The sequence below is a fragment of the Streptomyces iakyrus genome (assembly GCF_000717055.1).
Taxonomy (GTDB): Bacteria; Actinomycetota; Actinomycetes; order Streptomycetales; family Streptomycetaceae; genus Streptomyces; species Streptomyces iakyrus.
In genome coordinates this window covers 57,887-81,392 of record NZ_JNXI01000027.1, presented here as the reverse complement: position 1 = coordinate 81,392, position 23,506 = coordinate 57,887, and the positions used below count along the sequence as shown (strand labels likewise).

Genomic DNA, 23,506 nt, shown 5'->3' with positions numbered 1-23,506 from the left:
CCGGCGCGGGGCGGGCGGGCGCGGGTGATCGGCTGATCGGTGACTCGGCATCATCGTAGGCCGTGGCGCGGCGCCCCTTCCCGGGGGCGCGGCGCCTTGCGGTCTGCGGCTCCGCCGCGGCGGGGCCGCGCGGGGTCGGCCGGGTGCCGGTGGACGCGGCCACGGGCACCGGGATCCGCGGCGCACCCGCCCTGTGGCCCGCACCGACCGGCCCCGTAGCATGACGGGACGATCGACCCAGGGGGGACGCACGATGACGGACGCGACGCAGCCCGACGGAGGCAGCCACGACCCGTGGGCGCCTCCGGAGAGCAAGCCCTCGCTCGACAAGAACCCGACACCGCAGCCGCCGTCCGTCCACGACCAGGCCACGGTCACCTCCATGCCGGGTTTCACGCCGCCGGCGGGCACGCCGCAGTACGACCCGCCGGGCTCCGGCACCGGTGCCGTGCCGCCCCCGCCCGTGGCCCCCACCGGCCCCGGAGCGCCCGGCGGTTACGGATACCCGGGCGGCTACCCCCAAGGCGGCTACTCCCAGGGCGGCTACGGCTGGCCCGGCATGCCCATGGCACCGCAGAACGGCATGGGCGTCGCCGCGATGGTGCTCGGCATCATCTCCTGCACCCTCTTCTGCCTCTACGGCGTGGTCTCCCTGGTCACCGGGATCCTCGCGGTCGTCTTCGGCATCAAGGGCCGCAAGCGCGCCGAGGCCGGGGTGGCCACCAACCACGGGCAGGCCCAGGCCGGACTGATCATGGGCATCATCGGGATCATCCTCGGCATCACGGTGATCGTCCTGATCGCCGTCGGCATCACGGCCGCGATCAACAGCGACCGCAATGACGACACCTACTACGGCGCCGTCGGCACGGTGGCCACCGCCCCGTTCCACCGCTGAAACTGCCGCCCTCCGCAGCCGACTTGGCCACTACGATGCCCAGGTCTGACAACGAGGGGAGAGCGTCCATGTCCAACACCAACCCGCCCCCGGGTGGTTTCGGCCCGCCGGCCCAGCCGCCCCAGCAGCCGGCCCCGGGGTACGGCTATCCGCAGCAGCCCGGCCCGGGCTACGGCTACCCGCAGGGCGGCCCCGGCTACCCGGCCGCGCCGCCCGTGGGCTACCCGCAGGCCCCCGGCTACGGGATGCCCGCCCAGCCCAGCAACGGCATGGGAACCACGGGCCTGGTGCTGGGCATCATCGGCGTGGTGTGCAGCGTGACCTTCATCATGTGGTTCTTCGGCGTGATCCTGGGCATTCTCGCGATCATCTTCGGCGCCATCGGCCGCGGCAGGGCCACCCGCGGTGAGGCAACGAACAAGGGCGCGGCGACCGCGGGCCTGGTCTGCGGCATCATCGCGACCGTGATCCTTCCGCTGCTGGGCTTCCTGCTGTTCGCCAGCATCATGGGCGGTCTCGGCGCCGCGTCCTGACGGGGGTCAACGGAGCTTCAGCAGGGGCCGGTCCCGGGGACCGGCCCCTGCTCATGCCCCTGCCCGCAGCCGCTCCCGCGCCTCCATCAGCGCGAAGCCCAGCAGGTTCGGCCCCCGCCACCGCTCCGGATCCATCGCCGCCTCGTCGCTCGCGGCCAGCCCGATCCCCCACACCCGGTCCACGGGGCTGGCCTCGACCAGCACCCGGTCACCTGTGCCCAGCAGGTACGCCAGCAGGTCGGGATGGGCGCCGAACTTGTGGACGCTGCCCCCGACGACGATCCGGAACCGCTCCCGTGCCCAGGTCGCCTCGTCGAACCCGCGCACCAGCCGCCCGGCCTTCTTCGCCTCGGCGGGATGCCCCGCGGTCAGCGCGGCACGCTCCGCCGAAGCGTCCTCGAAGAGCCGGGCCTTCTCCGCCATCATCCAGTGCTCGGCCGTCGCGTAGACCACGCCGTCCACCGCGAACGGCGCCGGCCACCACTGGCTCAGGCAGCTCGCCCCGATCCGGCCGTCCGGCCGCGGCCGGTGCCCCCAGAAGTGCAGATACCTCACCCCGGCCCCCGCGCGGACCGCCCTGATCAGGGCCTCCTGCGAGCCGACCGCCCCCGTGATCTTCTCCATGCACGCGAGTCTGGCACGCACCACTGACACAGCGTCCCGCCTTTTCGCGGCGGACTCGACACCTGGTCGACAGATTCCGTCGCGTAACCAAAAATCAACAACGGAATCACTTGTTGGCATGCCATACCTCTGTCAGGATCGGCACTCAAATCGAGCCTGAGCCACGCCGGCCCCGTCAGGGGACACGGAGGAGAGCGACATGCACAACCCGGGCACTGCCACCCCGGACCGATTCCCGGCAAAGGAGCGCTTCGCAGAGGGCGCGCAGTACATCGCGGGCCGTCTGACCAGGGGCACCTCCGGCCGCACGCACGCGGTCGTCGACCCGGCGTCGGGTGAGGAGGTCCTCACCTACGAGCTGGCGGGCACGGCCGACGTCGACCGGGCCGTCGCCGCCGCCCGCGCGGCCTTCCCCGGCTGGGCGGGGACCACCCCCGGCGAGCGGTCCGACGCCCTGCACCGGTTCGCCGCGGTCCTCGCCGACCGGGCGGAGGACTTCGCCCGCGCCGAGTCGCTCCAGTGCGGCAAGCCGCTCAAGCTGACCCGCGAGTTCGACGTCCCCGGGACGATCGACAACGCCGCCTTCTTCGCCGGTGCCGCACGGCATCTCCAGGGGCAGTCGGCCGGTGAGTACTCCGGGGACCACACCTCGTACGTGCGGCGCGAGCCCATCGGGGTCGTCGGGTCGATCGCGCCCTGGAACTACCCCCTCCAGATGGCCGCCTGGAAGATCCTCCCGGCGATCGCGGCGGGCAACACCATCGTCCTGAAGCCCGCCGAGCTCACCCCGCTGACCTCGCTGCTCTTCGCCCAGGCGGCCACCGACGCCGGGATCCCGGACGGCGTGATCAACATCGTCACCGGCACCGGGAGGGAGGCCGGGGAGCACCTCGTCGGCCACCCCGACGTGGCCATGACCTCCTTCACCGGCTCCACCGCCGTCGGCAAGCGCGTCGCCGAGGTCGCCACCGCCACCGTCAAGCGCCTCCACCTGGAGCTCGGCGGCAAGGCGCCCTTCGTGGTGTTCGACGACGCCGACCTGGAGGCCGCCGCCCAGGGCGCGGTCGCCGGCTCGCTCATCAACACCGGGCAGGACTGCACGGCCGCCACGCGCGCGTACGTGCAGCGGCCGCTGTACGAGGCCTTCGTGGAGCGGACCGCTGAGCTCATGGAGACGGTCCGGCTCGGCGACCCCTTCGCTGCCGGCACCGACCTCGGCCCGCTGATCTCCCACGTGCAGCGGGACCGGGTCGCCGGGTTCGTGGACCGGGCGCGGGCCTACGCGCGCGTGGTGACCGGTGGCGAGGCACCCGAGGGCGAGCTCGCCGAGGGCGCCTACTACCGGCCCACCCTGATCGCCGACGCTGCCCAGGACAGCGAGGTCGTCCAGTCGGAGATCTTCGGACCGGTCCTGGTCGTGCTGCCGTTCGACACCGACGACGAGGGCCTCGCGCTCGCCAACGACACCCCGTACGGGCTGGCCGCGTCCGCCTGGAGCCGGGACGTGTACCGCGCGAACCGGGCCACCCGCGAGATCAAGGCCGGCTGTGTCTGGATCAACGACCACATCCCGATCATCAGCGAGATGCCGCACGGCGGCTACAAGTCCTCCGGCTACGGCAAGGACATGTCCGCGTACTCGTTCGAGGAGTACACCCAGATCAAGCACGTCATGTTCGACAACACCGCGGTGGCCGCCAAGGACTGGCACCGCACCGTGTTCGGGGATCGATAGCCGTTCGCAGGCCGCCTGACCACCGGCCGTCCACCCTCCGAAAGGGCACCACGCGCATGGAGCAGTACGAGCCCGACCGCCTGTCCGCGGCCCAAAGGGCCGCCATGAGGCGCAGTCTCACCAACGGCAGGGCCTCCCTCACCCGGCGGTCCCTGCTGCGCGCCTCCGCGGGCGGGGCGCTCGCGGTCGGCGGACTGGGGACGCTGAGCGCCTGCGGCATCCCGGCGGCCGGCAAGTCGCAGGGCGGCGTCTCGGCCGAGGATCACTCGGCCAAGGAGAAGACGGTGAACTTCTCCAACTGGACCGAGTACATGGACGTCGACGACAGCGGCAAGCACCACCCCACGCTGGACCAGTTCGCCCGGCGCACCGGCATCAAGGTCAAGTACACCGAGGACATCAACGACAACAACGAGTTCTTCGGCAAGATCAAGCCGCAGCTCGCGGCGGGCCAGGACACCGGCCGCGACCTGATCGTCCTCACCGACTGGCTGGCTGCCCGCCTCATCCGCCTCGGCTGGGCGCAGAAGCTCGACCCGAGCAATCTGCCGCACGCCTACGCCAACCTGTCGGCCCAGTTCCGCAGCCCCGACTGGGACCCGGGCCGCGCCTACTCGTACGTCTGGCAGGGCATCTCGACCGTCATCGCGTACAACAAGAAGGCCCTCGACGGTGTCGAGGTGACGTCGATATCCGACCTGCTGGACAACCCCAAGCTCAAGGGCCGGGTCGGCTTCCTGTCGGAGATGCGCGACAGCATCGGCATGACCCTGCTCGACATGGGCAAGGACCCGGCCGACTTCACCGCCGACGACTACGACGCGGCCATCGCCCGCCTCCAGAAGGCCGTCGACAAGGGCCAGATCCGCCGCTTCACCGGCAACGACTACACCTCGGACCTGACCAGCGGCGACTTCGCCGCCTGCGTCGCCTGGGCCGGTGACGTCGTCCAGCTCAAGGCGGACAGCCCCGACATCGACTTCCTCATCCCGGACAGCGGCTACGTGACGTCGACCGACAACCTGCTGATTCCCAACAAGGCCCGGCACAAGACCAACGCCGAGCGGCTCATCGACTTCTACTACGAGCCGAAGGCCGCCGCCGAACTCGCCGCGTACATCAACTACGTGTGTCCCGTCGACGGCGTGAAGGCCGAGCTGGAGAAGATCGACGAGGACGCGGCGAACAACCCGCTGATCATTCCCGACAAGGCCATGGCCGCCAAGTCGCACGCCTTCCGCTCGCTGAGCTCGAAGGAAGAGACCGAGTTCGAAGCGAAGTTCGCGAAGCTGACGGGGGCGTGACCACCATGACGAACAAGACGGACCCCAGCGGCGACGTCCGCCTCACGGGCATAGCCAAGTCCTACGGCGCCTTCACCGCCGTGCACCCGCTCGACCTCACCGTGCCGCAGGGCTCCTTCTTCGCCCTGCTCGGCGCCTCCGGCTGCGGCAAGACCACCACCCTGCGCATGATCGCCGGGCTGGAGGAACCCTCCGCCGGCACCGTCTTCCTGGGCGACCAGGACGTGACGGCCCTCCCGCCGTACAAGCGGCCCGTGAACACGGTCTTCCAGTCCTACGCCCTCTTCCCCCACCTCGACATCTTCGAGAACGTCGCCTTCGGTCTGCGCCGGCGCGGCCTGAAGTCGGTGAAGAAGCAGGTCGACGAGATGCTCGACCTCGTCCAGCTCGGCGAGCAGGCCCGCAAGAAGCCGCACCAGCTCTCCGGCGGCCAGCAGCAGCGCGTCGCCGTGGCCCGCGCGCTGATCAACCACCCCAAGGTGCTCCTGCTCGACGAGCCGCTCGGCGCCCTCGACCTCAAGCTGCGCCGCCAGATGCAGCTGGAGCTCAAGCGCATCCAGACCGAGGTCGGCATCACCTTCATCCACGTCACGCACGACCAGGAGGAGGCCATGACCATGGCCGACACGGTCGCCGTGATGAACGGGGGCCGCGTCGAGCAACTGGGCGCGCCCACCGACCTCTACGAGAACCCGCGCACCACGTTCGTCGCGAACTTCCTCGGCACCTCCAACTTCATCGAGGCCGAGGTCGACTCGAAGAGCGGCGAGGACATCGTGCTGAAGGCGGGCGGCGGCAAGCTCGTCCTGCCCGGGGCGCGATGTTCGGCACCCACGTCCACCGGCGGCAGGGTGCTGGTCGGCGTCCGCCCGGAGAAGATCTCCCTCAGCCACGCGGACGACGCCGGCGAGATCCCCGAGGGCCGCAACCGCATCACGGGCCGGATCGCCGACTCCAGCTTCATCGGCGTCTCCACGCAGTACGTCGTCGACAGCCCGGTCTGCTCCGACTTCGAGGTCTACGCCCAGAACATCGACCGCGACCCGCGCCTGGTGCCCGGCGCCGAGGTCGTCCTGCACTGGAACCCGGCCCACACCTTCGGTCTGGACGCCGCTCAGGACGCCGACGCCGGAGTGGAAGAGGCGGTCTGATGAGCACACTCACCGAGGCGCCACCGCCGCTCGCGCCCGAGGCGCCCGAACCGAAACCGCCGAAGCGCACAGGCCGCTTCACGCCGTACTGGCTGCTGCTGCCCGGCATCCTCTGGCTGCTGGTGTTCTTCGCGCTGCCGATGATCTACCAGGCCTCCACGTCCGTGCAGACGGGCTCCCTGGAGGAGGGCTACAAGGTCACCTGGCACTTCGCCACCTACTGGGACGCGCTGTCCGCGTACTGGCCGCAGTTCGTCCGCTCGGTGCTCTACGCGGGCACGGCGACGATTTTGTGCCTGCTGCTCGGCTACCCGCTCGCCTACCTGATCGCCTTCCGGGCGGGCCGCTGGCGGAACCTGATCATGATCCTGGTGATCGCGCCGTTCTTCACCAGCTTCCTGATCCGCACCCTGGCCTGGAAGACGATCCTCGCGGACGGCGGACCGGTCGTCGGCGCGCTCAACACGCTGCACGTCCTGGACGTCACGAACTGGCTCGGCATGACCGCCGGCGACCGCGTCCTCGCCACGCCCCTCGCGGTCGTGTGCGGTCTGACGTACAACTTCCTGCCGTTCATGATCCTTCCGCTCTACACCTCGCTGGAGCGCATCGACGGACGGCTCCACGAAGCCGCCGGGGATCTGTACGCGCGCCCCTCGACGACGTTCCGCAAGGTCACCTTCCCGCTGTCGATGCCGGGTGTCGTCTCCGGCACGCTGCTCACCTTCATCCCGGCGGCCGGTGACTACGTGAACGCCGATCTGCTGGGCTCCACCGACACCCGCATGGTCGGAAACGTCATCCAGACACAGTTCCTGAGAGTCCTCGACTATCCGACGGCCGCGGCGCTCTCCTTCATCCTCATGGCGGCCATCCTGCTCATGGTCACCCTCTACATCCGCAGGTCCGGGACGGAGGATCTGGTCTAAATGCCCTTCGTCAACTGGCTCAAGAGAAATCTCGTCGTCCTGGCGGGACTGCTGACCCTCGGCTATCTGCTCCTGCCGAACGTCGTCGTGACGGTGTTCTCCTTCAACAAACCGAAGGGGCGCTTCAATTACGAATGGCAGCAGTTCTCCCTGGACGCCTGGAAGGACCCGTGCGGGGTCTCCGGGCTGTGCGGGTCGCTGTCCCTCAGCCTCCAGATAGCGTTCTGGGCGACCCTCGGCGCCACGCTGCTGGGCACCCTGATCGCCTTCGCCCTGGTCCGCTACCGGTTCCGCGCCCGCGGCGCCGTGAACTCGCTGATCTTCCTGCCGATGGCGATGCCCGAGGTCGTCATGGCCGCCTCGCTGCTCACCCTGTTCCTCAACATGGGCGCCCAGCTGGGCTTCTGGACGATTCTCATCGCCCACATCATGTTCTGCCTGAGTTTCGTGGTCACGGCCGTCAAGGCGCGTGTGATGTCGATGGACCCGAAACTGGAGGAGGCGGCACGGGACTTGTACGCGGGACCGTTCCAGACCTTCGTCCGCGTCACCCTGCCGATCGCGGCGCCGGGAATCGCGGCGGGCGCACTGCTCGCTTTCGCGCTCTCCTTCGACGACTTCATCATCACGAATTTCAACGCCGGCTCGACCGTCACATTCCCCATGTTCGTCTGGGGCTCGGCGCAGCGCGGAACGCCCGTTCAGATCAATGTCATCGGCACGACCATGTTCGTCGTCGCCGTACTGTTCGTCCTGGTTTCCATGGTCGCCGGAAACCGCCGCAACAGGCACAAGGCATAACCGTAGGGAGTTGACATCATGGCCCCTGGTGCCATGAACCAGTGGACCCGTTCGCTTTCCGACGCCCAGCCGGTCCCGTACTGGCTGGACGACCCCGGCCGGCCCCGGCCCGAACCCGCCCTCACCACCTCCGAGACCTGCGACCTGCTGGTCGTCGGCGGCGGCTACAGCGGACTGTGGACGGCGCTGATCGCCAAGGAGCGCGACCCGCAGCGGGACGTGGTGCTGGTGGAGGGCCGCGAGGTGGGCTGGGCCGCCTCCGGCCGCAACGGCGGGTTCTGCGCCGCCTCCCTCACCCACGGCCTGCCCAACGGCCTCACCCGCTGGCCCGACGAGATCCACAAGCTCCAGGAGCTGGGCGACCGCAACCTCGACGCGATCGAGGCCGCCGTCGCCCGGCACTCCATCGACTGCGACTTCGAGCGCACCGGCGAGATCGACGTCGCCACCGAGCCGTACCAGGCGCGGGAGCTGCGCGCGTGGCACGAGGAGACCGCCCGGCAGGGCCTGGCCGACGGCGTCGAGTTCCTGGACGGCGACGCCGTACGGGAGCAGGTGGACTCACCCACCTTCCAGGCGGGCCTGTGGGACCGCAGGGGCGTCGCCATGCTGAACCCCGCGAAGCTCGCCTGGGGCCTGAAGCGGGCGTGCGTGGAGCTGGGCGTGCGCGTCTACGAGCACACCCCCGCCCTGACCCTGAAGCCGTACGGCCCCGGCATGGCCGTCCGCACCCCCTACGGCCGGATCCGCGCCCGCCGGGTCGCCCTCGGCACGAACATCTTCCCGAACCTGGTCAGACGCGTCCGCTCGTACACCGTCCCGGTCTACGACTACGCCCTGATGACCGAGCCGCTCACGCCCGGGCAGCTCGACGCGATCGGCTGGAAGAACCGCCAGGGCCTCGGTGACAGCGCCAACCAGTTCCACTACTTCCGGCTGTCCGCCGACAACCGGATCCTCTGGGGCGGCTACGACGCGATCTACCCCTACGGCGGCCGCGTCCGCGCCGAGTACGACGACCGCCCCGAGACCTACGCCAAGCTCGCCGGGCACTTCTTCACCTGCTTCCCGCAGCTGGAGGGCGTCCGCTTCAGCCACGCCTGGGGCGGCGCGATCGACACCTGCTCCCGCTTCTCGGCGTTCTTCGGCACCGCCCACCAGAGCAAGGTGGCCTACGCCGCCGGGTACACCGGCCTCGGGGTCGGTGCCACCCGGTTCGGCGCCGAGGTGATGCTGGACCTGCTGGCGGGGGAGCGCACCGAGCTCACCGAGCTGGAGATGGTCCGCAGGAAGCCCCTGCCGTTCCCGCCCGAGCCGTTCGCCTGGACGGGCATCGCCCTCACCAAGTGGTCACTGGCCCGCGCGGACGCCCAGGGCGGCCGCCGCAACCTGTGGCTGCGCACGATGGACCGGCTGGGGCTGGGATTCGACAGCTGACCGACCGGGTGTGATCCGGTTCACTCCAAAGGAGTGCCGGAACCCGCGTAATGGCCGGGGGGAGACCCCCTTCTTCCTCGTGATGCCCTCCGGACGCCCCGCGCGTCCGCGAGGTTCGCGAGAGAGAAGGGGGTCTTTTCGATGACCGGTGCGAAGACGGCGGTCGAGTGGCTCGCATCCGTCGCACCCGATCCCGAGGCCTGCCGCTGGGAGTGGGAACGCAACCCGCTCGGCGTGGCGCTGCTGCCGGCCGGCAGCGCCTGGGACGTGCTCATCCTGCCCGGCGACCTCGGCTACGCCACGCTCGACGTGCTGAGCCGTGTCCTGGACCGGCAGGGGCCCGTGCTCGTCGACTTCGGTGACGCGCGCATGGGTTTCTTCGTGCCCCCGGGCACCGCGGCCCGCTGGCTCGGCACCGGCATTCGCACGGCGGGCGCCGGCACCTGGATCGTCGTGCCGTACCCGGGCCGCTCCTCACCCGGTGGCGTCCGCTGGCTGGTACCGCCCGACGGCTCGGGGCTGCTGACCGACCCGGCCCTGCTGGAACTGGCCATGCACGAGGCGGCGGCGGGGCTGGCGACGCGGAACGACGGTCAGGGCCCCGGTGGTTGAGACCGTCCTGGCGGCGTCACCGCCAGGACGGACAGCCACAGCGACGTCAGCAGCACCGAGCACAGACACCAGCTGCCCACCACGTCCAGGGGCCAGTGGTAGCCGCGGCGGACCAGGCCGTAGCTCGCGCCGAGGACCAGGGCGGCGCACAGGGTGACCAGGGTGCGGCGGGCCAGGGCCGTGCGCAGCCAGGGGAGCAGCAGCAGGGTCGCGCAGCCGTAGGCGACGACGGCGGTGGCGGTGTGGCCCGAGGGGTAGTAGCCGGTGCCGGGCGGGACGACCGGGGTGCCCGGGCGGTCGGTGAGCTCCTTGAGCGGGACGACCAGCGCCGGGACCAGGGCCATGAGCAGCGCCCCCGCGGCGACGGGCAGCCACCACCGGTCCACGCCCGCGCGGCGGTTGCGCCGGGCGACGTACCCGAGCGCGACGGCGAGGACCGGGACCGCGACCTGGACGTTGCCCAGGTCGGCGAGGAGTTCGGAGCAGCGGTCCGGGTTCACCAGGACGCGGCTGAGCCGCTCGTCGAGCCGCACGAGCGGGCCGTCGGCGACGACCTGCCAGGTGATCAGGGCGAAGAGGAGGGCCGGAAGGGCGAGCAGGAGGGCGACGGAGCCCGGGAGCGTGGTGCGTTCCTGGTTCGCGGGGATCGGCATGGGGCACAGCTTGGCACGGTCACCGACGTCCACTCGCGGGCCCTGCGGAGGATCACGGGGCCCCCCCGTGAAGTGGCTGGAGCCTCTTCCTCAAACGGGCGCGGACCTTGACGCGGACCTCACGGAGGAGACGAACGTCGGCACCGGCCGGCGGGCTCCCCTGAACGACTCGTTGCGGTGCTGCCGAGGCGGGCCACGGCCCGCACAGCGTCTTGGCACTCACCGAGACGCTCAGGAAGGGGGCGTAGAGGGAGGTCGGCCGCCCCGGAACAGGGGGGGTGGTTCCGGGGCGGCCGTCCGGACCGGAACGTCGCGCGCCCCGGGGGGTTTGGGGCGGGCGACCGTCCGATCGGTGAGGAGATCCAGAGCTTCAGGCTCCGGTTGTGTGCGCGAGGGCACGACCAGGTCGAAGCTGGGGAGGCCCCGGCCTGATGTCACCCACAGTCCCCTGCGGGCGGGGTGTATCTCTCATCTGGGTAGAACCTACGACAGGGGCGGGGCGCAGGACAGGGCATCGGGCCGCCTGTCATCCACCTCGCACACCTTCTTCACACGCTCTGCCGTTGGGGGGCTTCTGATGGATCTCCGCGGCGTCACGACGCCCGGCACGCACGCTCGCCGCACGCCGTGAACGGACAGGTGGCTCCGCCACATGACCGTTCACGGCGCACGCCGATCGCACGCACCGAACGCCGCTCCTTCTTCCACGCAGATCCATCAGAAGCCCCCTAGCCGCCCCGGTAGCGCAACCGGGGCGGCTCACCTGCCCCGACGGGGGCTCAGATACGTGCGTCGGCGATTCAGATGCGGGAGAACGCCTGCTCGATGATGTCGAGGCCCTCGTTCAGCAGGTCCTCGCCGATCACCAGCGGGGGCAGGAAGCGGAGCACGTTGCCGTAGGTGCCACAGGTCAGGACCAGCAGGCCCTCGGCGTGGCAGGCCTTGGCGAGCGCGCCGGTCGCCTCCGGGTTCGGCTCCTTGGTGGCGCGGTCCTTGACCAGCTCGATGGCGATCATGGCGCCCCGGCCGCGGACGTCGCCGATGATGTCGAACTTCTCGGCCATGGCGCCGAGGCGGGCCTTCATGATCGCCTCGATGTTCTTCGCCCTGGCGTTGAGGTCGAGCTCCTTCATCGTCTCGATCGAGCCGAGCGCGCCCGCGCAGGCGACCGGGTTGCCGCCGTAGGTGCCGCCCAGGCCGCCGGCGTGCGCGGCGTCCATGATCTCGGCACGACCGGTGACGGCCGCGAGCGGCAGACCGCCCGCGATGCCCTTCGCCGTCGTGATCAGGTCCGGGACGATGCCCTCGTCCTCGCAGGCGAACCACTGGCCCGTGCGGCAGAAGCCGGACTGGATCTCGTCGGCGACGAAGACGATGCCGTTGTCCTCGGCGAACTTGCGGATCGCCGGCAGGAAGCCCTTGGCCGGCTCGATGAAGCCGCCCTCGCCGAGCACCGGCTCGATGATGACCGCGGCGACGTTCTCGGCGCCGACCTGCTTGCTGATCTGGTCGATGGCCTGCGCGGCGGCCTCGGGGCCGGCGTTCTCGGGACCGGTCGGCCAGCGGTAGCCGTACGCCACCGGCACGCGGTACACCTCGGGAGCGAACGGGCCGAAGCCGTGCTTGTACGGCATGTTCTTCGCGGTCAGTGCCATGGTGAGGTTGGTGCGGCCGTGGTAGCCGTGGTCGAACACCACGACGGCCTGGCGCTTGGTGTACGCCCGCGCGATCTTGACCGCGTTCTCCACGGCCTCGGCGCCGGAGTTGAACAGGGCGCTCTTCTTGGCGTGGTCACCGGGGGTCAGCTCGGCGAGCGCCTCGGCGACCTCGACGTACCCCTCGTAGGGCGTGACCATGAAACAGGTGTGGGTGAAGTCGGCGAGCTGCGCCGACGCCCGCCGTACGACGGCCTCGGCGGAGGCGCCCACGGACGTCACGGCGATGCCCGACCCGAAGTCGATCAGCCGGTTCCCGTCGACGTCCTCGATGATCCCGCCACCGGCACGCGCCGTGAACACGGGCAGCACGGACCCCACGCCCTGCGCGACCGCGGCGGTACGGCGGGCCTGCAACTCCTGCGACTTCGGACCGGGGATGGCGGTGACGACGCGGCGCTCCTGCGGAAGTGCGGTCATGCGGGGCTCCTGGGGTGGTGCGGATGGTCTCGACGGACGCTTGGCTTCTTTTCTCGCAGGCTAGGGCGGGGGAAGGGGGGTGGGCATGCTCCATGTGGGCGTTGTCGGCGGAGCGCCTTGTCCGGGGTGGACATGGCAGTCTCCTGGACCGGTGCCCACGACCCGGCCGTGTAAGCGGTGAACTCCCCAGGGGAGGGCGTTAGATTGGCTCGCTGATGGTGGACGGAGCGGCTGGTCAGGGGGCAAGGGCGATGGACAGCGACGGGACGCAGGACGCGCGGGGTACGCATGCGAGTCCCGTGCCGCGCCCGGCGGGACCTCCTCAGGTGCCCGCGATGCCTCCCCTGCCACCCCGGGCGCCGGGGATGCCGCCACCGCCGGACGGGTCGGCGTTCCTCACCTGGCTGCGCGCGCCGCGCCCCGACGCCGCGCCGGGCGTGTGGCGGTTCGGGCACCGGCCGCGGCCCGCGGAGGAGCCCGAGGAGATCCCGACCCGGCAACTGCTGAGCGGGGCACTGATCGCCTTCCTCGTGGGATGGCTGATCTGGTCGCTGCTGCAGAACGGGTATCTCGGCACCTGGTGGTGGGTGCCGTTCGACCTGATCGTCCCCGACGCCTGGCGCGGCGGCGACAGCGATCTCGGGGAGACCGGGACGTTCATCGTCTACCAGGGGTACGAGCTGCTCGTCGCCCTGGCGATCATGGTCGGGGCGGCCCGGCTCGGCCGCTGGGGCGAGGTGTGGCGCCGCTTCGTCACCCCCCGCTTCCGCCGGCCTCAGGCCCAGGAGACCCGTACGACGCCCGAGGACGACCCGGCCCAGTGGAACGAGCTGCGCGCCGCCGGGGCCGCCGACGCCGCCGAGCGGCTCGCCGCCGAGGCCCGCTCCGGCCTGATGCGGGACGTCGACCACGCCCGGATCCTCCGTGCCTGGCAGGGGGTGCGCACCGGACGGCACAGCCTCGCCACCTTCAGCGGCGCCGTGCTCAAGGACGGTGCCGCCGCGTGCCTGCACCCCTCCGGGGAGCGCGACCTGCCCGCCCGGCTCGCCCGGCACGACCTCGTCACCGGACAGGTGCGGCTCGGCACCACCGTCGACGACGCCCGCAACCCGTACGCCTACCGTGGCACCGGGCTGGCCCTCGGGCCCGACCTGCTCGGCACCTCGCTCGTCGCCGTCGGCCCCGCCGGATCCGGCAAGACCGGCACCGTCGTCCGCCCCCTCGCCGAGTCGCTCTGCCTGCACGCCCTCGCCGGGCGTGCCGCCGTGGTCGTCGTCGGGGCGGCCGGCGCGGGGCTCGGACCGGCCGACGCGTACGACGTGGTCGTGCGGATCGGGAACCAGGACTCCGAGTACGACCTCGATCTCTACGGCGGCAGCACCGACCCGGACGAGGCCGCCGCCGTGCTCGCCGAAGCGCTCGTAGGCGACCTGGCCGATCCGCACCCCGGCAGTGACAGCCGCCGGTCCACCACCGTACTCGCCCAGCTGCTCGGGCCGTTCCGGGCCGTGCACGGGCGTTTCCCCTCCGTACCGGAGCTGCGGCAGCTGCTGGACGGGGCGCCCGGGCCGTTCGCCGCGCTGCGCCAGGGGCTCCAGGAGGCCGGGCAGGAGTCGCTGCTGCGGGAGCTCGACGCCCGGGAGCGGCAGATGGGGCAGCCCGGGGACGTCGGCGGGGTGCTGGGCGATCGCGTCGCGCTGCTCGACCGGCCCGCCTTCGCCGGGTTCTTCGACACCTCCGGGCAGTCCCGGCCCTTCACGCTCAAGGCCCTCGACCACCCGGTGCGGGTGCGCATCGACCTGCCCCAGCGCGGCCACGCCGACGCCTCCAAGATGCTGGCCCGCCTGGTGCTCGCGCAGTTCACGGCCAGTGTCGCCGTACGCGAGGACCGGTCGCTCTTCGCCTGCCTGCTGCTGGACGACGCGACCGGCGTGGTGACGCCCGAGGCCGTGCGCGGCATCCAGCGGCTGCGGTCCGGCAACGCCGGAGTCGTGCTCACCCTGCGGACCCTGGACGACGTGGCCCGGCCCCTGCGCGGGCCGCTGCTCGGGGCCACCGGATGCCGGATGGCCCTGTCGGGGCTCACGCCGTGGGACGGGCAGGACTTCGCCGAGGTGTGGGGCAAGGAGTGGACGGAGGCCCGCGACGTCACCGACCGGCAGATCATCGCGGAGACCCCGGCCGGCAAGGCCGTGCACATGCTGCGCCGGGTGATCACCGGCAAGGCCCCGACCGCGCGGGCGGTGACCGTGCGGCAGGTCGAGCGGGAGCGCTGGTCCGCCTCCGAGCTGGCACACGGCGTACCGGCGGGGCACGCGGTGCTGTCGCTCACCGACGTCAAGGGCGAGCACGCGCCTCCGCTGCTGGTGGATCTGCGGGGCTGACCCCTTCGCACCCGCGGGGGCACGAAGGGACCGTACGGTGAGGCAGAATCGTCACAGGTCGTTCATACGCGGCGGCCAAAATACACAGTGATCACACCGCCCTGACGCAGAAGGCCTCATGCCCCCGACGCTCGCCTCGCTCGTCCACCACTCCGCGCTCAAGCTGACCGTGCGGGCGGGCGAAGACCGCCTCGACGTGCCGGTCCGTTGGGCGCACCCCAGCGAGCTCGCCGACCCCGTCCCCTACATGGAGGGCGGGGAGCTGCTGCTGATCACCGCGCTCAAGCTGGACGCCGAGGACCCGGAGGCCATGCGCCGCTACGTGCGGCGGCTGGCCGGGGCGGGAGTGGCCGGGCTCGGCTTCGCCGTCGGCGTCAACTACGAGGAGATCCCCGCCGCGCTCGTCGACGCGGCCGAAAGGGAGGGCCTGCCGCTGCTGGAGGTGCCGCGCCGCACCCCGTTCCTCGCCATCAGCAAGGCCGTCTCCGCCGCGATCGCCGCCGACCAGTACCGGGCCGTCACCGCCGGGTTCGCAGCCCAGCGGGAGCTGACCCGGCAGGCCCAGGCCGGCGGGCCGGAGGGGCTGCTGGCCGCGCTGGCATCGCAGGTCGACGGCTGGGCGGCGCTGTACGACGCCTCGGGCGCCGTCGTCGCCACGGCACCGGAGTGGGCGGGGCGGCGCGCCGCGCGGCTCACCGGTGACGTGCAGAAGCTGCGGGACCGTCCCGCGCCCGCCTCCTCCGTGGTCGGCGGCCCGGAGAACGAGGACCGGGTCGAACTGCACACCCTCGGCACCGGCCGCCGCCCCCGGGCGGCCCTCGCCGTCGGCACGGCCGCCGCACCGGGCACCGCCGAGCGCTACGCCGTCCACTCGGCCATCGCGCTGCTGACCCTGACCACGGAACGCTCCCGGTCCCTCCAGGCCGCCGAGCAGCGCGTCGGTGCCGCGGTGCTGCGCATGCTGCTGGCCGGGGAGCCGGACCACGCCCGCGCGGTCGCCGGTGACCTGTACGGCGAGCTGCTGGACGCGCCGTTTCGGATGATGGTCGCGGAGCGGGTGCCGGTGTCGGCGTCCGCCGCGCTGGCCCGCGCCGAGGCGCGCAAGGGCGCTGCTCCCGCAGAGCGGCACTCGGCCGCCGCGCTCGCCGCGGCCGACCCCGGCGGCGACCCCCTGGCGGCCCTCGCGGACGTCGTGGAGTCCGCGGCGGCCCGGGCCGGCGAGGCCGTGCTGGTGGTGCCGGAGGGGGAGCGGCTGGTGGTGCTGGCCGCGGACGGTGGCGCCGCCGCGACGGCCTGCGGGGAGTACGCGGCCGCCTTGGAGACGGCCCGGGCGGGGATACGCGAGAAGGTGCCGGGCGGCGAGGACGACGAACTGGTCGTGGGCCTGTCGGCACCCGCCGGACCCATCGCCGCGTCCGCCGCGTACAAGCAGGCCGAGCAGGCGCTGTCGGTGGCGCGGCGGCGCGGGCGGGTCCTCGTCGAGCACGAGCAGATGGCGGCCGGATCGGTGCTGCCGCTGCTGGCGGACGACGCGGTGCGGGCCTTCGCCGACGGCATGCTGCGGCCGCTGTACGAGCACGACGCCACGGGCCGCGGCGACCTCGTCGCCTCCCTGCGCGCCTGGCTGTCCAAGCACGGCCAGTGGGACGCGGCGGCGGCCGACCTCGGCGTCCACCGGCACACCCTGCGCTACCGCATGCGCCGGGTCGAGGAGATCCTCGGCCGGTCCCTGGACGACCCGGACGTCCGGATGGAGCTGTGGCTCGCCCTGAAGGCGGCCACCACCGAGTAGCCAAACCGGAGTGTCCGCGTCCCCCACTGCTACGGCTCGGACAAACGCCGTTCGGCCCCCTCACCCCTACCGTTGGTCCCGCAGCACAGGATCACCCCCAACGCCGAAGGGCCGGAACCCACATGACCTCCACCCACGCCTTCTGGCTCGCCGGCCGCCAGGCCACCGGCGAGGACACCTTCGACGTCACCTCCCCCTGGGACGGGCGGCTCGTCGGCACGGTGAGCGTGCCGACGGACGCGCAGGTCGAGGAGGCCGTGGCCGCCGCGCACGCCGTTCTGGACGAGTTCGCCGCCACCCCCGCGCACGTCCGGGCCGCCGCGCTCGACCACGTCAGCAAGCGCCTCGCCGAGCGCACCGAGGAGATCGCGCGGCTGATCTCCGCCGAGAACGGCAAGCCGATGAAGTGGGCGCGCGGCGAGGTCGGCCGGGCCGTGTCCGTGTTCCGGTTCGCGGCCGAGGAGGCCCGGCGGTTCAACGGCGGCGAGGCCCAGCGGCTCGACACCGACCTCGGCGGCCAGGGCCGGCTGGCCCTCACCCGCCGCTTCCCCAAAGGCGTCGTGCTCGGCATCGCGCCCTTCAACTTCCCGCTGAACCTCTGCGCCCACAAGGTCGCCCCGGCCATCGCCGCCGGCGCCCCGATCATCCTCAAGCCGGCCCCGGCGACCCCGCTCTCCGGCCTGATCATCGGCGAACTGCTCGCCGAGACCGAGCTGCCCGCTGGCTCCTGGAGCATCCTGCCGGTCGCCAACGACAAGATGCCGGCCCTGGTGCAGGACGAGCGGCTGCCCGTCATCTCCTTCACCGGTTCCGAGAAGGTCGGCTACGCGATCATGGACTCGGTGCCGCGCAAGCACTGCACCCTGGAGCTGGGCGGCAACGGCGCGGCCGTCGTCCTCGCAGACTGGGCGAGTGACGAGGACCTCGACTGGGCGGCGAACCGCATCGCCGCCTTCTCCAACTACCAGGGCGGCCAGTCCTGCATCTCCGTGCAGCGGGTCATCGCCGACGCCTCGGTGTACGACCGGCTGCTGCCGCGCATCGTCGCCGCCGTCGAGGCCCAGGTCACCGGCGACCCGGGCGACGACGCCACCGACGTCGGCCCGCTGGTCAGCGAGGACGCCGCCCGGCGCGTCGAGACGTGGGTCCAGGAGGCCGTGGACGCCGGCGCGCAGCTGCTCACCGGTGGCAAGCGCGACGGCGCCTCCTACGCGCCGACCGTCCTGGCCGAGGTCCCGGCCGGCGTCACGATCTCCTGCGAGGAGGTCTTCGGACCGGTCCTGACCGTGCAGAAGGCGGACGGCGAGGCCGCGGCCTTCGCCGCCGTCAACGACTCCAAGTACGGCCTCCAGGCGGGTGTGTTCACCCACGACCTGCAGACCGCCTTCCGCGCCCACCGGGCCCTGGAGGTCGGCGGTGTCGTCATCGGCGACGTGCCGTCCTACCGCGCCGACCAGATGCCGTACGGCGGCGTCAAGCAGTCCGGCGTGGGCCGTGAGGGCGTGCGGTTCGCCATGGAGGACTACACGTACGAGCGCGTGCTGGTCCTCACCGGCATCAACCTCTAGCTCATGAGAACCATTTTCATGTAAGCTCCAACAAGAGGCCCGGCACCGATGCCTTCCGGTGCCGGGCCCCTTCTCTGTGCCGGCCTGCTCCGGACCCTCAACCGGAGAAGCCGACGTGCGCGAGCCGCAGCGGGCCGCGCAGCCTGAGGTGCACGTCGTGGACGCCCGCCGCTGCGACGGAGGCGTCGAGGGAGACGTAGTCGTACGGGCCCGGGGTGGGGGCCGCGGTCGACAGCACCGCGAGCACCGGGCCGCCGTCGAGGGACAGCTCGACCGAGCCCTCGCCGGCCACCTCCACCGTCACCCCGGAGATGCCCCGCCCGAAGTCGCAGCCGCGATAGACGAGTTCGCCCATCGCCTGGTCCGCCGGTGTCACCGCGTCGCCCGACACCTTCGTGCGGTCCACGATCTCGATGCCGCTGTACTCGTCGAACCCGGCCGCCGGGAGGCCGTTCGCGACGACCGCGCGGGGCAGGGCCGGCTCGCCGTCGAGCGTGACCGTCGCGCGCAGCCGGACGTCCTCGCTGGACGCCCCGGCCAGCAGCTCGTACGCGCCGGGCTCCACGCGCCACCGGTCCTGGGCGACGTCGAAGAACCCGAAGGCGCTCAGCGGGATCTCGAAGGCCAGCTCCGCCGTCGACCCCGGGGCGAGGGTGACGCGTCGGTGGTCCAGCAGCTCGCGGCGCGGACGCGGCACGGACGGGTCGACGGCCCGGGCGTAGAGCTGCGCCACCTCGTCGGCGGTGACGTCACCGGTGTTGGTGACCGAGAAGGAGACGCGCAACGCCCCGTCCCCGGCCCGGGCCGTCAGGCCGCCGTACGTGAACGACGCGTACGACAGGCCGTGCCCGAACGGGAACAGAGGCGTGCCTTCGAAGTAGAGGTACGTCTGGCGGGAGCCGATCACGTCGTAGTCGAGGAGGCCGGGCAGGTCGGCGTCGTCGGCGTACCAGGTCTGCGGGAGGCGGCCGGCGGGGGAGACGTCACCGGCCAGGACGCGGGCCAGGGCGGTGCCGCCCGCCTGGCCGCCGTGCGCGGTCCACAGCACCGCAGGGAGCCCGGCGGGGTCGATGGCGTAGGGGTAGGCGGAGACCAGCGCCAGCACGGTGGCCGGGTTCGCGGCGCGGGCCGCCCGCAGCAGCCGCTCCTGGTGTTCCGGCAGGCGCAGGGTCGTACGGTCCTCGGTCTCGCGGCCGTTGATGTACGGGTCGTTGCCCGCGACCACCACGACCACGTCGGCCGCCGCCGCGGCACGCGCCGCCGCCTCCTCGCCGCGCTCGGCGACGACCAGCTCGAAGACCTCGGGGTCCGCGTCGGCAACCTTCACGCCGTCGGCGGAGACACACACGTGGCGACCCGTCCCCAGGTGCTTGAGGAGGTGCCCGTTCCCGTGCGGCTCCAGGCGGAACGTCTCCTGCACGATCCAGCCGCCCGGCTGGTCGGCGGAGGCGCGCAGGCAGCCGTCGTCGGCGACCGAGAGGTAGCGGCCGTCGGGGGCGCGCAGGGTCAGGACGCCCTCGCCCCAGTCGGCGAGCGCCAGTTCGGTGCCGTCGGCGCCGGTCGTGAGTGCGGGCAGGTCGGTGCGGCCCGTGAGCAGGGCCGGGTCGAGCGCGCCCTCGGCCCCGCGCGCCTCGGTGGCGGCCCCTTCGGCCACCGGCACGTGCAGGAACGCACCCGTGGAGGTCTTCAGCCGGACGCGGTCCACGCCCTCCGCGAACTCCACCCGCTCCGCGCCGAACCGCTCGTACAGGCCCTCCAGCGGGGTCGAGCGGTGGATGAGGGTGCCGCTGTACCAGTCGAGCTTGCACTCGTCGGCGAGCAGGCCCACCACGGCGATCCGGGCGTCCGGGGCGAGCGGCAGCACCCCGTCGTTCTTGAGCAGCACGATCGCCTGCTCGGCGGCCTCCTGGGCGAGGGCGCGGTGCGCCGGGGTGTCGAACTCGCCGGTCGCGTCGTGCGGGTCGTGGCCCGGGTCGAACTCGCCGAGCCGGAAACGGATCGAGAGCTGGCGGCGGACGGCCGTGTCGACATCGGCCTCGGTCAGCAGACCGCGCTCCAGGGCGCCGCGCAGCCGTCCGGTGATCTGCGAGGAGTCCGTGCCGTGGTCGGTGAAGCTGTCGACACCCGCGACGAGGGAGGCGGCGGTGGCCTCCTCGTGGGTGTCGAAGTAGTGCTCCGAGTCGACCAGGTTGCTCGGCGCGCCCGCGTCCGAACAGACCAGCAGCTCCTCCTCGGTCCAGGTCCGCAGGTGCTCGGCCAGGTGCGGCGACACGTGGTTGGGGCGGCCGTTGACCAGGTTGTACGCCGGCATCACCCCGGCCACCGCACCCGCCTCGACGGTCTCGCGGAAGGCCCGCAGGTCGTACTCGTGCAGCACGCGCGGGCGCACCGAGCTCGACGTCGTGGAGCGGTCCGTCTCGTTGTTGTGGGCCAGCCAGTGCTTCAGCACGGGCGCGGTGCGCCAGTAGGTGGGGTGGTCGCCGCGCAGCCCGTGGGTGTAGGCCGTGGCGATCGCCGAGGTGAGCTTCGGATCCTCCGAGTAGCCCTCCTCGTTGCGGCCCCACAGGGGATGGCGCAGCAGGTTGACCGTCGGGGACCAGACGTTGAGGCCGACCCGGTCGTCCTTGGCGCGCATCGCGCGGATCTCCCGGGACACCGCGTCGCCGACACGCCGCACCAGCTCCGGGTTCCAGGTGGCGCCGAGACCGACCGCCTGCGGGAACACCGTCGCCGGGCCCATCCACGCCACCCCGTGCAGGGCCTCCTGGCCGGTGCGGAAGGCGGCGAGGCCGAGCCGCTCGACGGCGGGGGCGAACTGGTGCAGGAAGGACGTCTTCTCGTCGAGGGTAAGCCGCCCCAGCAGATCGTCGACGCGCTTCGCGAACGGCAGCTGCGGATCGCGGAACGGTGCGGTGGGCGGCGGGTGTGCGGTCACGTGGGGATCCCCCTGCGATGGATCGGCGAGGCGCTTTCGAAGCGCTTCGATGCTGGGTCGGGGACGGGTCAGGTGTCAAGAGCCGACGCCGTCACTTCAAGTCGTGCATGAGGAACCGTCCCCTCCCGCACCTGCGAGGAAGTTTGGGGACGACCCTTGTGCACCCTGGGGTGTTGACTTAACCTCACACCAACATCGAAGCGCTTCGACTGCGGAAGCCCCTCTGGTCGAAGTGTCGCTTCTGCTCAGCCAGTTCCACTCGAGACACCGCAGCCGACGGCCCTCCGCCGGGTGTCCTGGTGCGCCATGAAGGGTTGACGCAATGACGCCGAATGCCGCCTCCGCCTCCTCGGGACCGAGCCGGAGAAGCTTCCTCGCCTCCACGGCGGTCGCCACCGCTGCCGTCGCGGGCGGGATGCCGCTGCTCGCCGCGTGCGGCGGGTCGGACAGTGGGTCGAAGGACGGCACGACGGCCGGCAAGAACGCCAAGAAGCTGCTGCCGGCGTACGTGGCGAGCAACGTGGTGACGCCGGACATCCCGTCCAAGAACGGCTCGGCCATGGGCTTCACGGCCAAGCTCGACCTGGCCGGCCTCAAGACCTCGGTGCCGAAGAAGCTCGGCAAGGGCGGCTCCGTCAAGATCATGTCGCCGTTCTGGGGCACGCCGCCGAAGGGCGACAACGCCTACTACAAGGCGATGAACGACCTGATCGGCGTCGACATCGCCTGGCAGAACCAGGACGGCAACACCTACGACGAGAAGCTGGGCGCGGTGCTCGCCTCCAGCGACGTGCCGGACGTCGTGGTCATCCCCAGCTGGAACATGGGCGGCAAGATACCCAGCGCCATCATCAGCAAGTTCGCCGACCTCGGCCCCTACCTGTCCGGGGACGCGATCAAGAAGTACCCGAACCTCGCGGCCATCCCGAGCGGCGCCTGGCAGTACTCCATCTTCGGCGGCAAGCTGCGCGGCCTGCCCCAGCCCGCCCCCTCCGTCGTCGGCATCGTGCCCTTCTACCGCAAGGACGTCTTCGACAAGGAGGGCTACGAACTCCCCACGTCACCGGACGAGTTCCTCTCCCTCGCCAAGGAGATCAGCCGGCCCAAGGACAAGGTGTGGGCCTGCGACGACATGAAGTGGAGCGCCTTCAATTTCTTCGGAGTGCTCTCCGGCAGCGAGAAGCCGCTCGGCTGGAACCTGGTCGACGGCAAGATGATCTACCGGGTGGAGACCGAGGAGTACCTCGAGGCGCTGGAATGGACGCGCAAGCTGTACGCGGCCGGTGTCGTCCACCCCGACGCGAAGGCGGTCCAGGGCACCGCGGGCGACCGGTTCACCGCCGGCCAGGTCCTGATGTACAACGACAACATCTCGTCCTGGTGGGGGAAGATGGCCGAACAGGCGGGCCAGAACAGCGACTTCCGCATCTCCGGCATGGACATCTTCGGCGCCGACGGCGGTGACCCCACGCTCTGGGCCGGCTCGCCCGCGGGCATCTTCGCCTTCGTCAACAAGAAGGCCTCCAAGGCCGTCGTCGAGGACATCCTGGCCGCCGCCAACGTCACCGCCGCCCCGTACGGCACCAAGGAGTACATGCTCACCAACTACGGGGTGGAGGGCACCCACTACACCGTCAAGGACGGGGTACCCACCAAGAACGACAAGGGCAACCAGGAGGTCATCAACGCCTACGTCATGCTCGCCAGCCCCGCTCCGACCATCGCGCACCCGGACTTCCCGGACATCGCCAAGGAGCAGGTGGAGTGGCAGCAGCGGATGGGCGCCTTCACCAAGAAGTCCACCTTCTGGGGCCTGCAGATCACCGAACCGGCGCGCTACACCAACCTCTCCAACGACTTCGAGCAGCTGGAGGACGACACCGTCCGCGGCCGCAAGAAGATCAGCGACGTGCAGCAGGCCGTCTCCGACTGGAAGAAGCAGGGTGGCGACAAGCTGCGCGACTGGTACCAGAAGCTGCACGACGACAACGGTTCCGCGCAGTGACCCGGCGCTG

Annotated in this window: 17 protein-coding genes and 1 pseudogene; 13 read left to right on the top strand and 5 right to left on the bottom strand. The window is 71.6% G+C overall.

Annotated elements, in window-relative coordinates; all coding sequences use genetic code 11:
- Positions 1–253: 253 nt before the first annotated feature.
- Both OO68_RS33965 and OO68_RS33960 read left to right on the top strand, forming a co-directional pair.
- A complete protein-coding gene (locus tag OO68_RS33965; protein ID WP_033313094.1) occupies positions 254–898 on the top strand; it encodes a DUF4190 domain-containing protein in 645 nt (214 codons plus the stop codon).
- A 68-nt stretch (positions 899–966) separates the two neighbouring features.
- Positions 967–1,431 carry a DUF4190 domain-containing protein gene (locus tag OO68_RS33960; protein ID WP_031105737.1) on the top strand — a complete coding sequence of 155 codons (465 nt, stop codon included), beginning with the start codon at positions 967–969 and terminating at the stop codon, positions 1,429–1,431.
- Between the two features lie 51 nt (positions 1,432–1,482).
- Here the strand turns inward: OO68_RS33960 and ybiA are convergent, their stop codons facing one another.
- Positions 1,483–2,055: a riboflavin biosynthesis intermediates N-glycosidase gene (ybiA, locus tag OO68_RS33955; RefSeq protein WP_033313093.1), complete on the bottom strand. Its 573-nt coding sequence runs from the start codon at positions 2,053–2,055 to the stop codon at positions 1,483–1,485.
- 199 nt (positions 2,056–2,254) lie between these two features.
- On the opposite strand from ybiA, the gene OO68_RS33950 reads away from it, so the two are divergent.
- The 7 genes from OO68_RS33950 to OO68_RS33920 all read left to right on the top strand — a co-directional run bounded on the left by OO68_RS33950 (position 2,255) and on the right by OO68_RS33920 (position 10,024).
- Positions 2,255–3,790: a gamma-aminobutyraldehyde dehydrogenase gene (locus tag OO68_RS33950; protein WP_033313092.1), complete on the top strand. Its 1,536-nt coding sequence runs from the start codon at positions 2,255–2,257 to the stop codon at positions 3,788–3,790.
- A 56-nt stretch (positions 3,791–3,846) separates the two neighbouring features.
- Positions 3,847–5,094: a polyamine ABC transporter substrate-binding protein gene (locus OO68_RS33945; RefSeq protein ID WP_033313090.1), complete on the top strand. Its 1,248-nt coding sequence runs from the start codon at positions 3,847–3,849 to the stop codon at positions 5,092–5,094.
- Positions 5,095–5,099: 5 nt separating this feature from the next.
- Positions 5,100–6,245, top strand: coding sequence for an ABC transporter ATP-binding protein (locus tag OO68_RS33940; RefSeq protein ID WP_209442652.1), 1,146 nt, complete (start codon positions 5,100–5,102; stop codon positions 6,243–6,245).
- Complete coding sequence (locus OO68_RS33935; RefSeq protein WP_033313088.1) at positions 6,245–7,174, top strand: ABC transporter permease; 930 nt, start codon at positions 6,245–6,247, stop codon at positions 7,172–7,174. Before OO68_RS33940 ends, OO68_RS33935 begins: the two co-directional genes overlap by 1 nt.
- Positions 7,175–7,975 carry an ABC transporter permease gene (locus tag OO68_RS33930; RefSeq protein ID WP_033313086.1) on the top strand — a complete coding sequence of 267 codons (801 nt, stop codon included), beginning with the start codon at positions 7,175–7,177 and terminating at the stop codon, positions 7,973–7,975.
- An 18-nt stretch (positions 7,976–7,993) separates the two neighbouring features.
- Complete coding sequence (locus tag OO68_RS33925; protein ID WP_033313085.1) at positions 7,994–9,412, top strand: NAD(P)/FAD-dependent oxidoreductase; 1,419 nt, start codon at positions 7,994–7,996, stop codon at positions 9,410–9,412.
- A 141-nt stretch (positions 9,413–9,553) separates the two neighbouring features.
- A complete protein-coding gene (locus tag OO68_RS33920) occupies positions 9,554–10,024 on the top strand; it encodes a hypothetical protein (protein ID WP_033313084.1) in 471 nt (156 codons plus the stop codon).
- Here OO68_RS33920 and OO68_RS33915 read toward each other — a convergent pair.
- The 3 genes and pseudogenes from OO68_RS33915 to gabT all read right to left on the bottom strand — a co-directional run bounded on the left by OO68_RS33915 (position 10,006) and on the right by gabT (position 12,812).
- Positions 10,006–10,677, bottom strand: a complete 672-nt coding sequence (locus tag OO68_RS33915; protein ID WP_051814907.1) for a phosphatase PAP2 family protein — start codon at positions 10,675–10,677, stop codon at positions 10,006–10,008. The two genes, OO68_RS33920 and OO68_RS33915, sit on opposite strands and share 19 nt — an antisense overlap.
- Positions 10,678–10,930: 253 nt before the next feature.
- Positions 10,931–11,149 (bottom strand): annotated as a pseudogene (locus tag OO68_RS47940) (phosphatase PAP2 family protein); the annotation flags it as partial.
- A 328-nt stretch (positions 11,150–11,477) separates the two neighbouring features.
- A complete protein-coding gene (gene gabT, locus OO68_RS33910) occupies positions 11,478–12,812 on the bottom strand; it encodes a 4-aminobutyrate--2-oxoglutarate transaminase (protein ID WP_033313083.1) in 1,335 nt (444 codons plus the stop codon).
- Positions 12,813–13,063: 251 nt separating this feature from the next.
- On the opposite strand from gabT, the gene OO68_RS33905 reads away from it, so the two are divergent.
- From OO68_RS33905 to OO68_RS33895, 3 genes are all read left to right on the top strand, one after another.
- Positions 13,064–15,196, top strand: a complete 2,133-nt coding sequence (locus tag OO68_RS33905) for a hypothetical protein (RefSeq protein WP_033313082.1) — start codon at positions 13,064–13,066, stop codon at positions 15,194–15,196.
- A gap of 118 nt (positions 15,197–15,314) precedes the next feature.
- Entirely contained in the window at positions 15,315–16,988 is a 1,674-nt protein-coding gene (locus tag OO68_RS33900) for a PucR family transcriptional regulator (RefSeq protein ID WP_033313081.1), read from the top strand.
- Between the two features lie 122 nt (positions 16,989–17,110).
- A complete protein-coding gene (locus OO68_RS33895) occupies positions 17,111–18,556 on the top strand; it encodes an aldehyde dehydrogenase family protein (RefSeq protein WP_033313079.1) in 1,446 nt (481 codons plus the stop codon).
- Positions 18,557–18,653: 97 nt separating this feature from the next.
- Here the strand turns inward: OO68_RS33895 and OO68_RS33890 are convergent, their stop codons facing one another.
- Positions 18,654–21,491, bottom strand: coding sequence for a glycoside hydrolase family 3 C-terminal domain-containing protein (locus tag OO68_RS33890; RefSeq protein WP_033313077.1), 2,838 nt, complete (start codon positions 21,489–21,491; stop codon positions 18,654–18,656).
- Positions 21,492–21,813: 322 nt separating this feature from the next.
- On the opposite strand from OO68_RS33890, the gene OO68_RS33885 reads away from it, so the two are divergent.
- On the top strand, positions 21,814–23,496 hold the full coding sequence (locus tag OO68_RS33885; protein ID WP_033313075.1) for an extracellular solute-binding protein: 1,683 nt from the start codon (positions 21,814–21,816) through the stop codon (positions 23,494–23,496).
- Positions 23,497–23,506 lie beyond the last annotated feature (10 nt).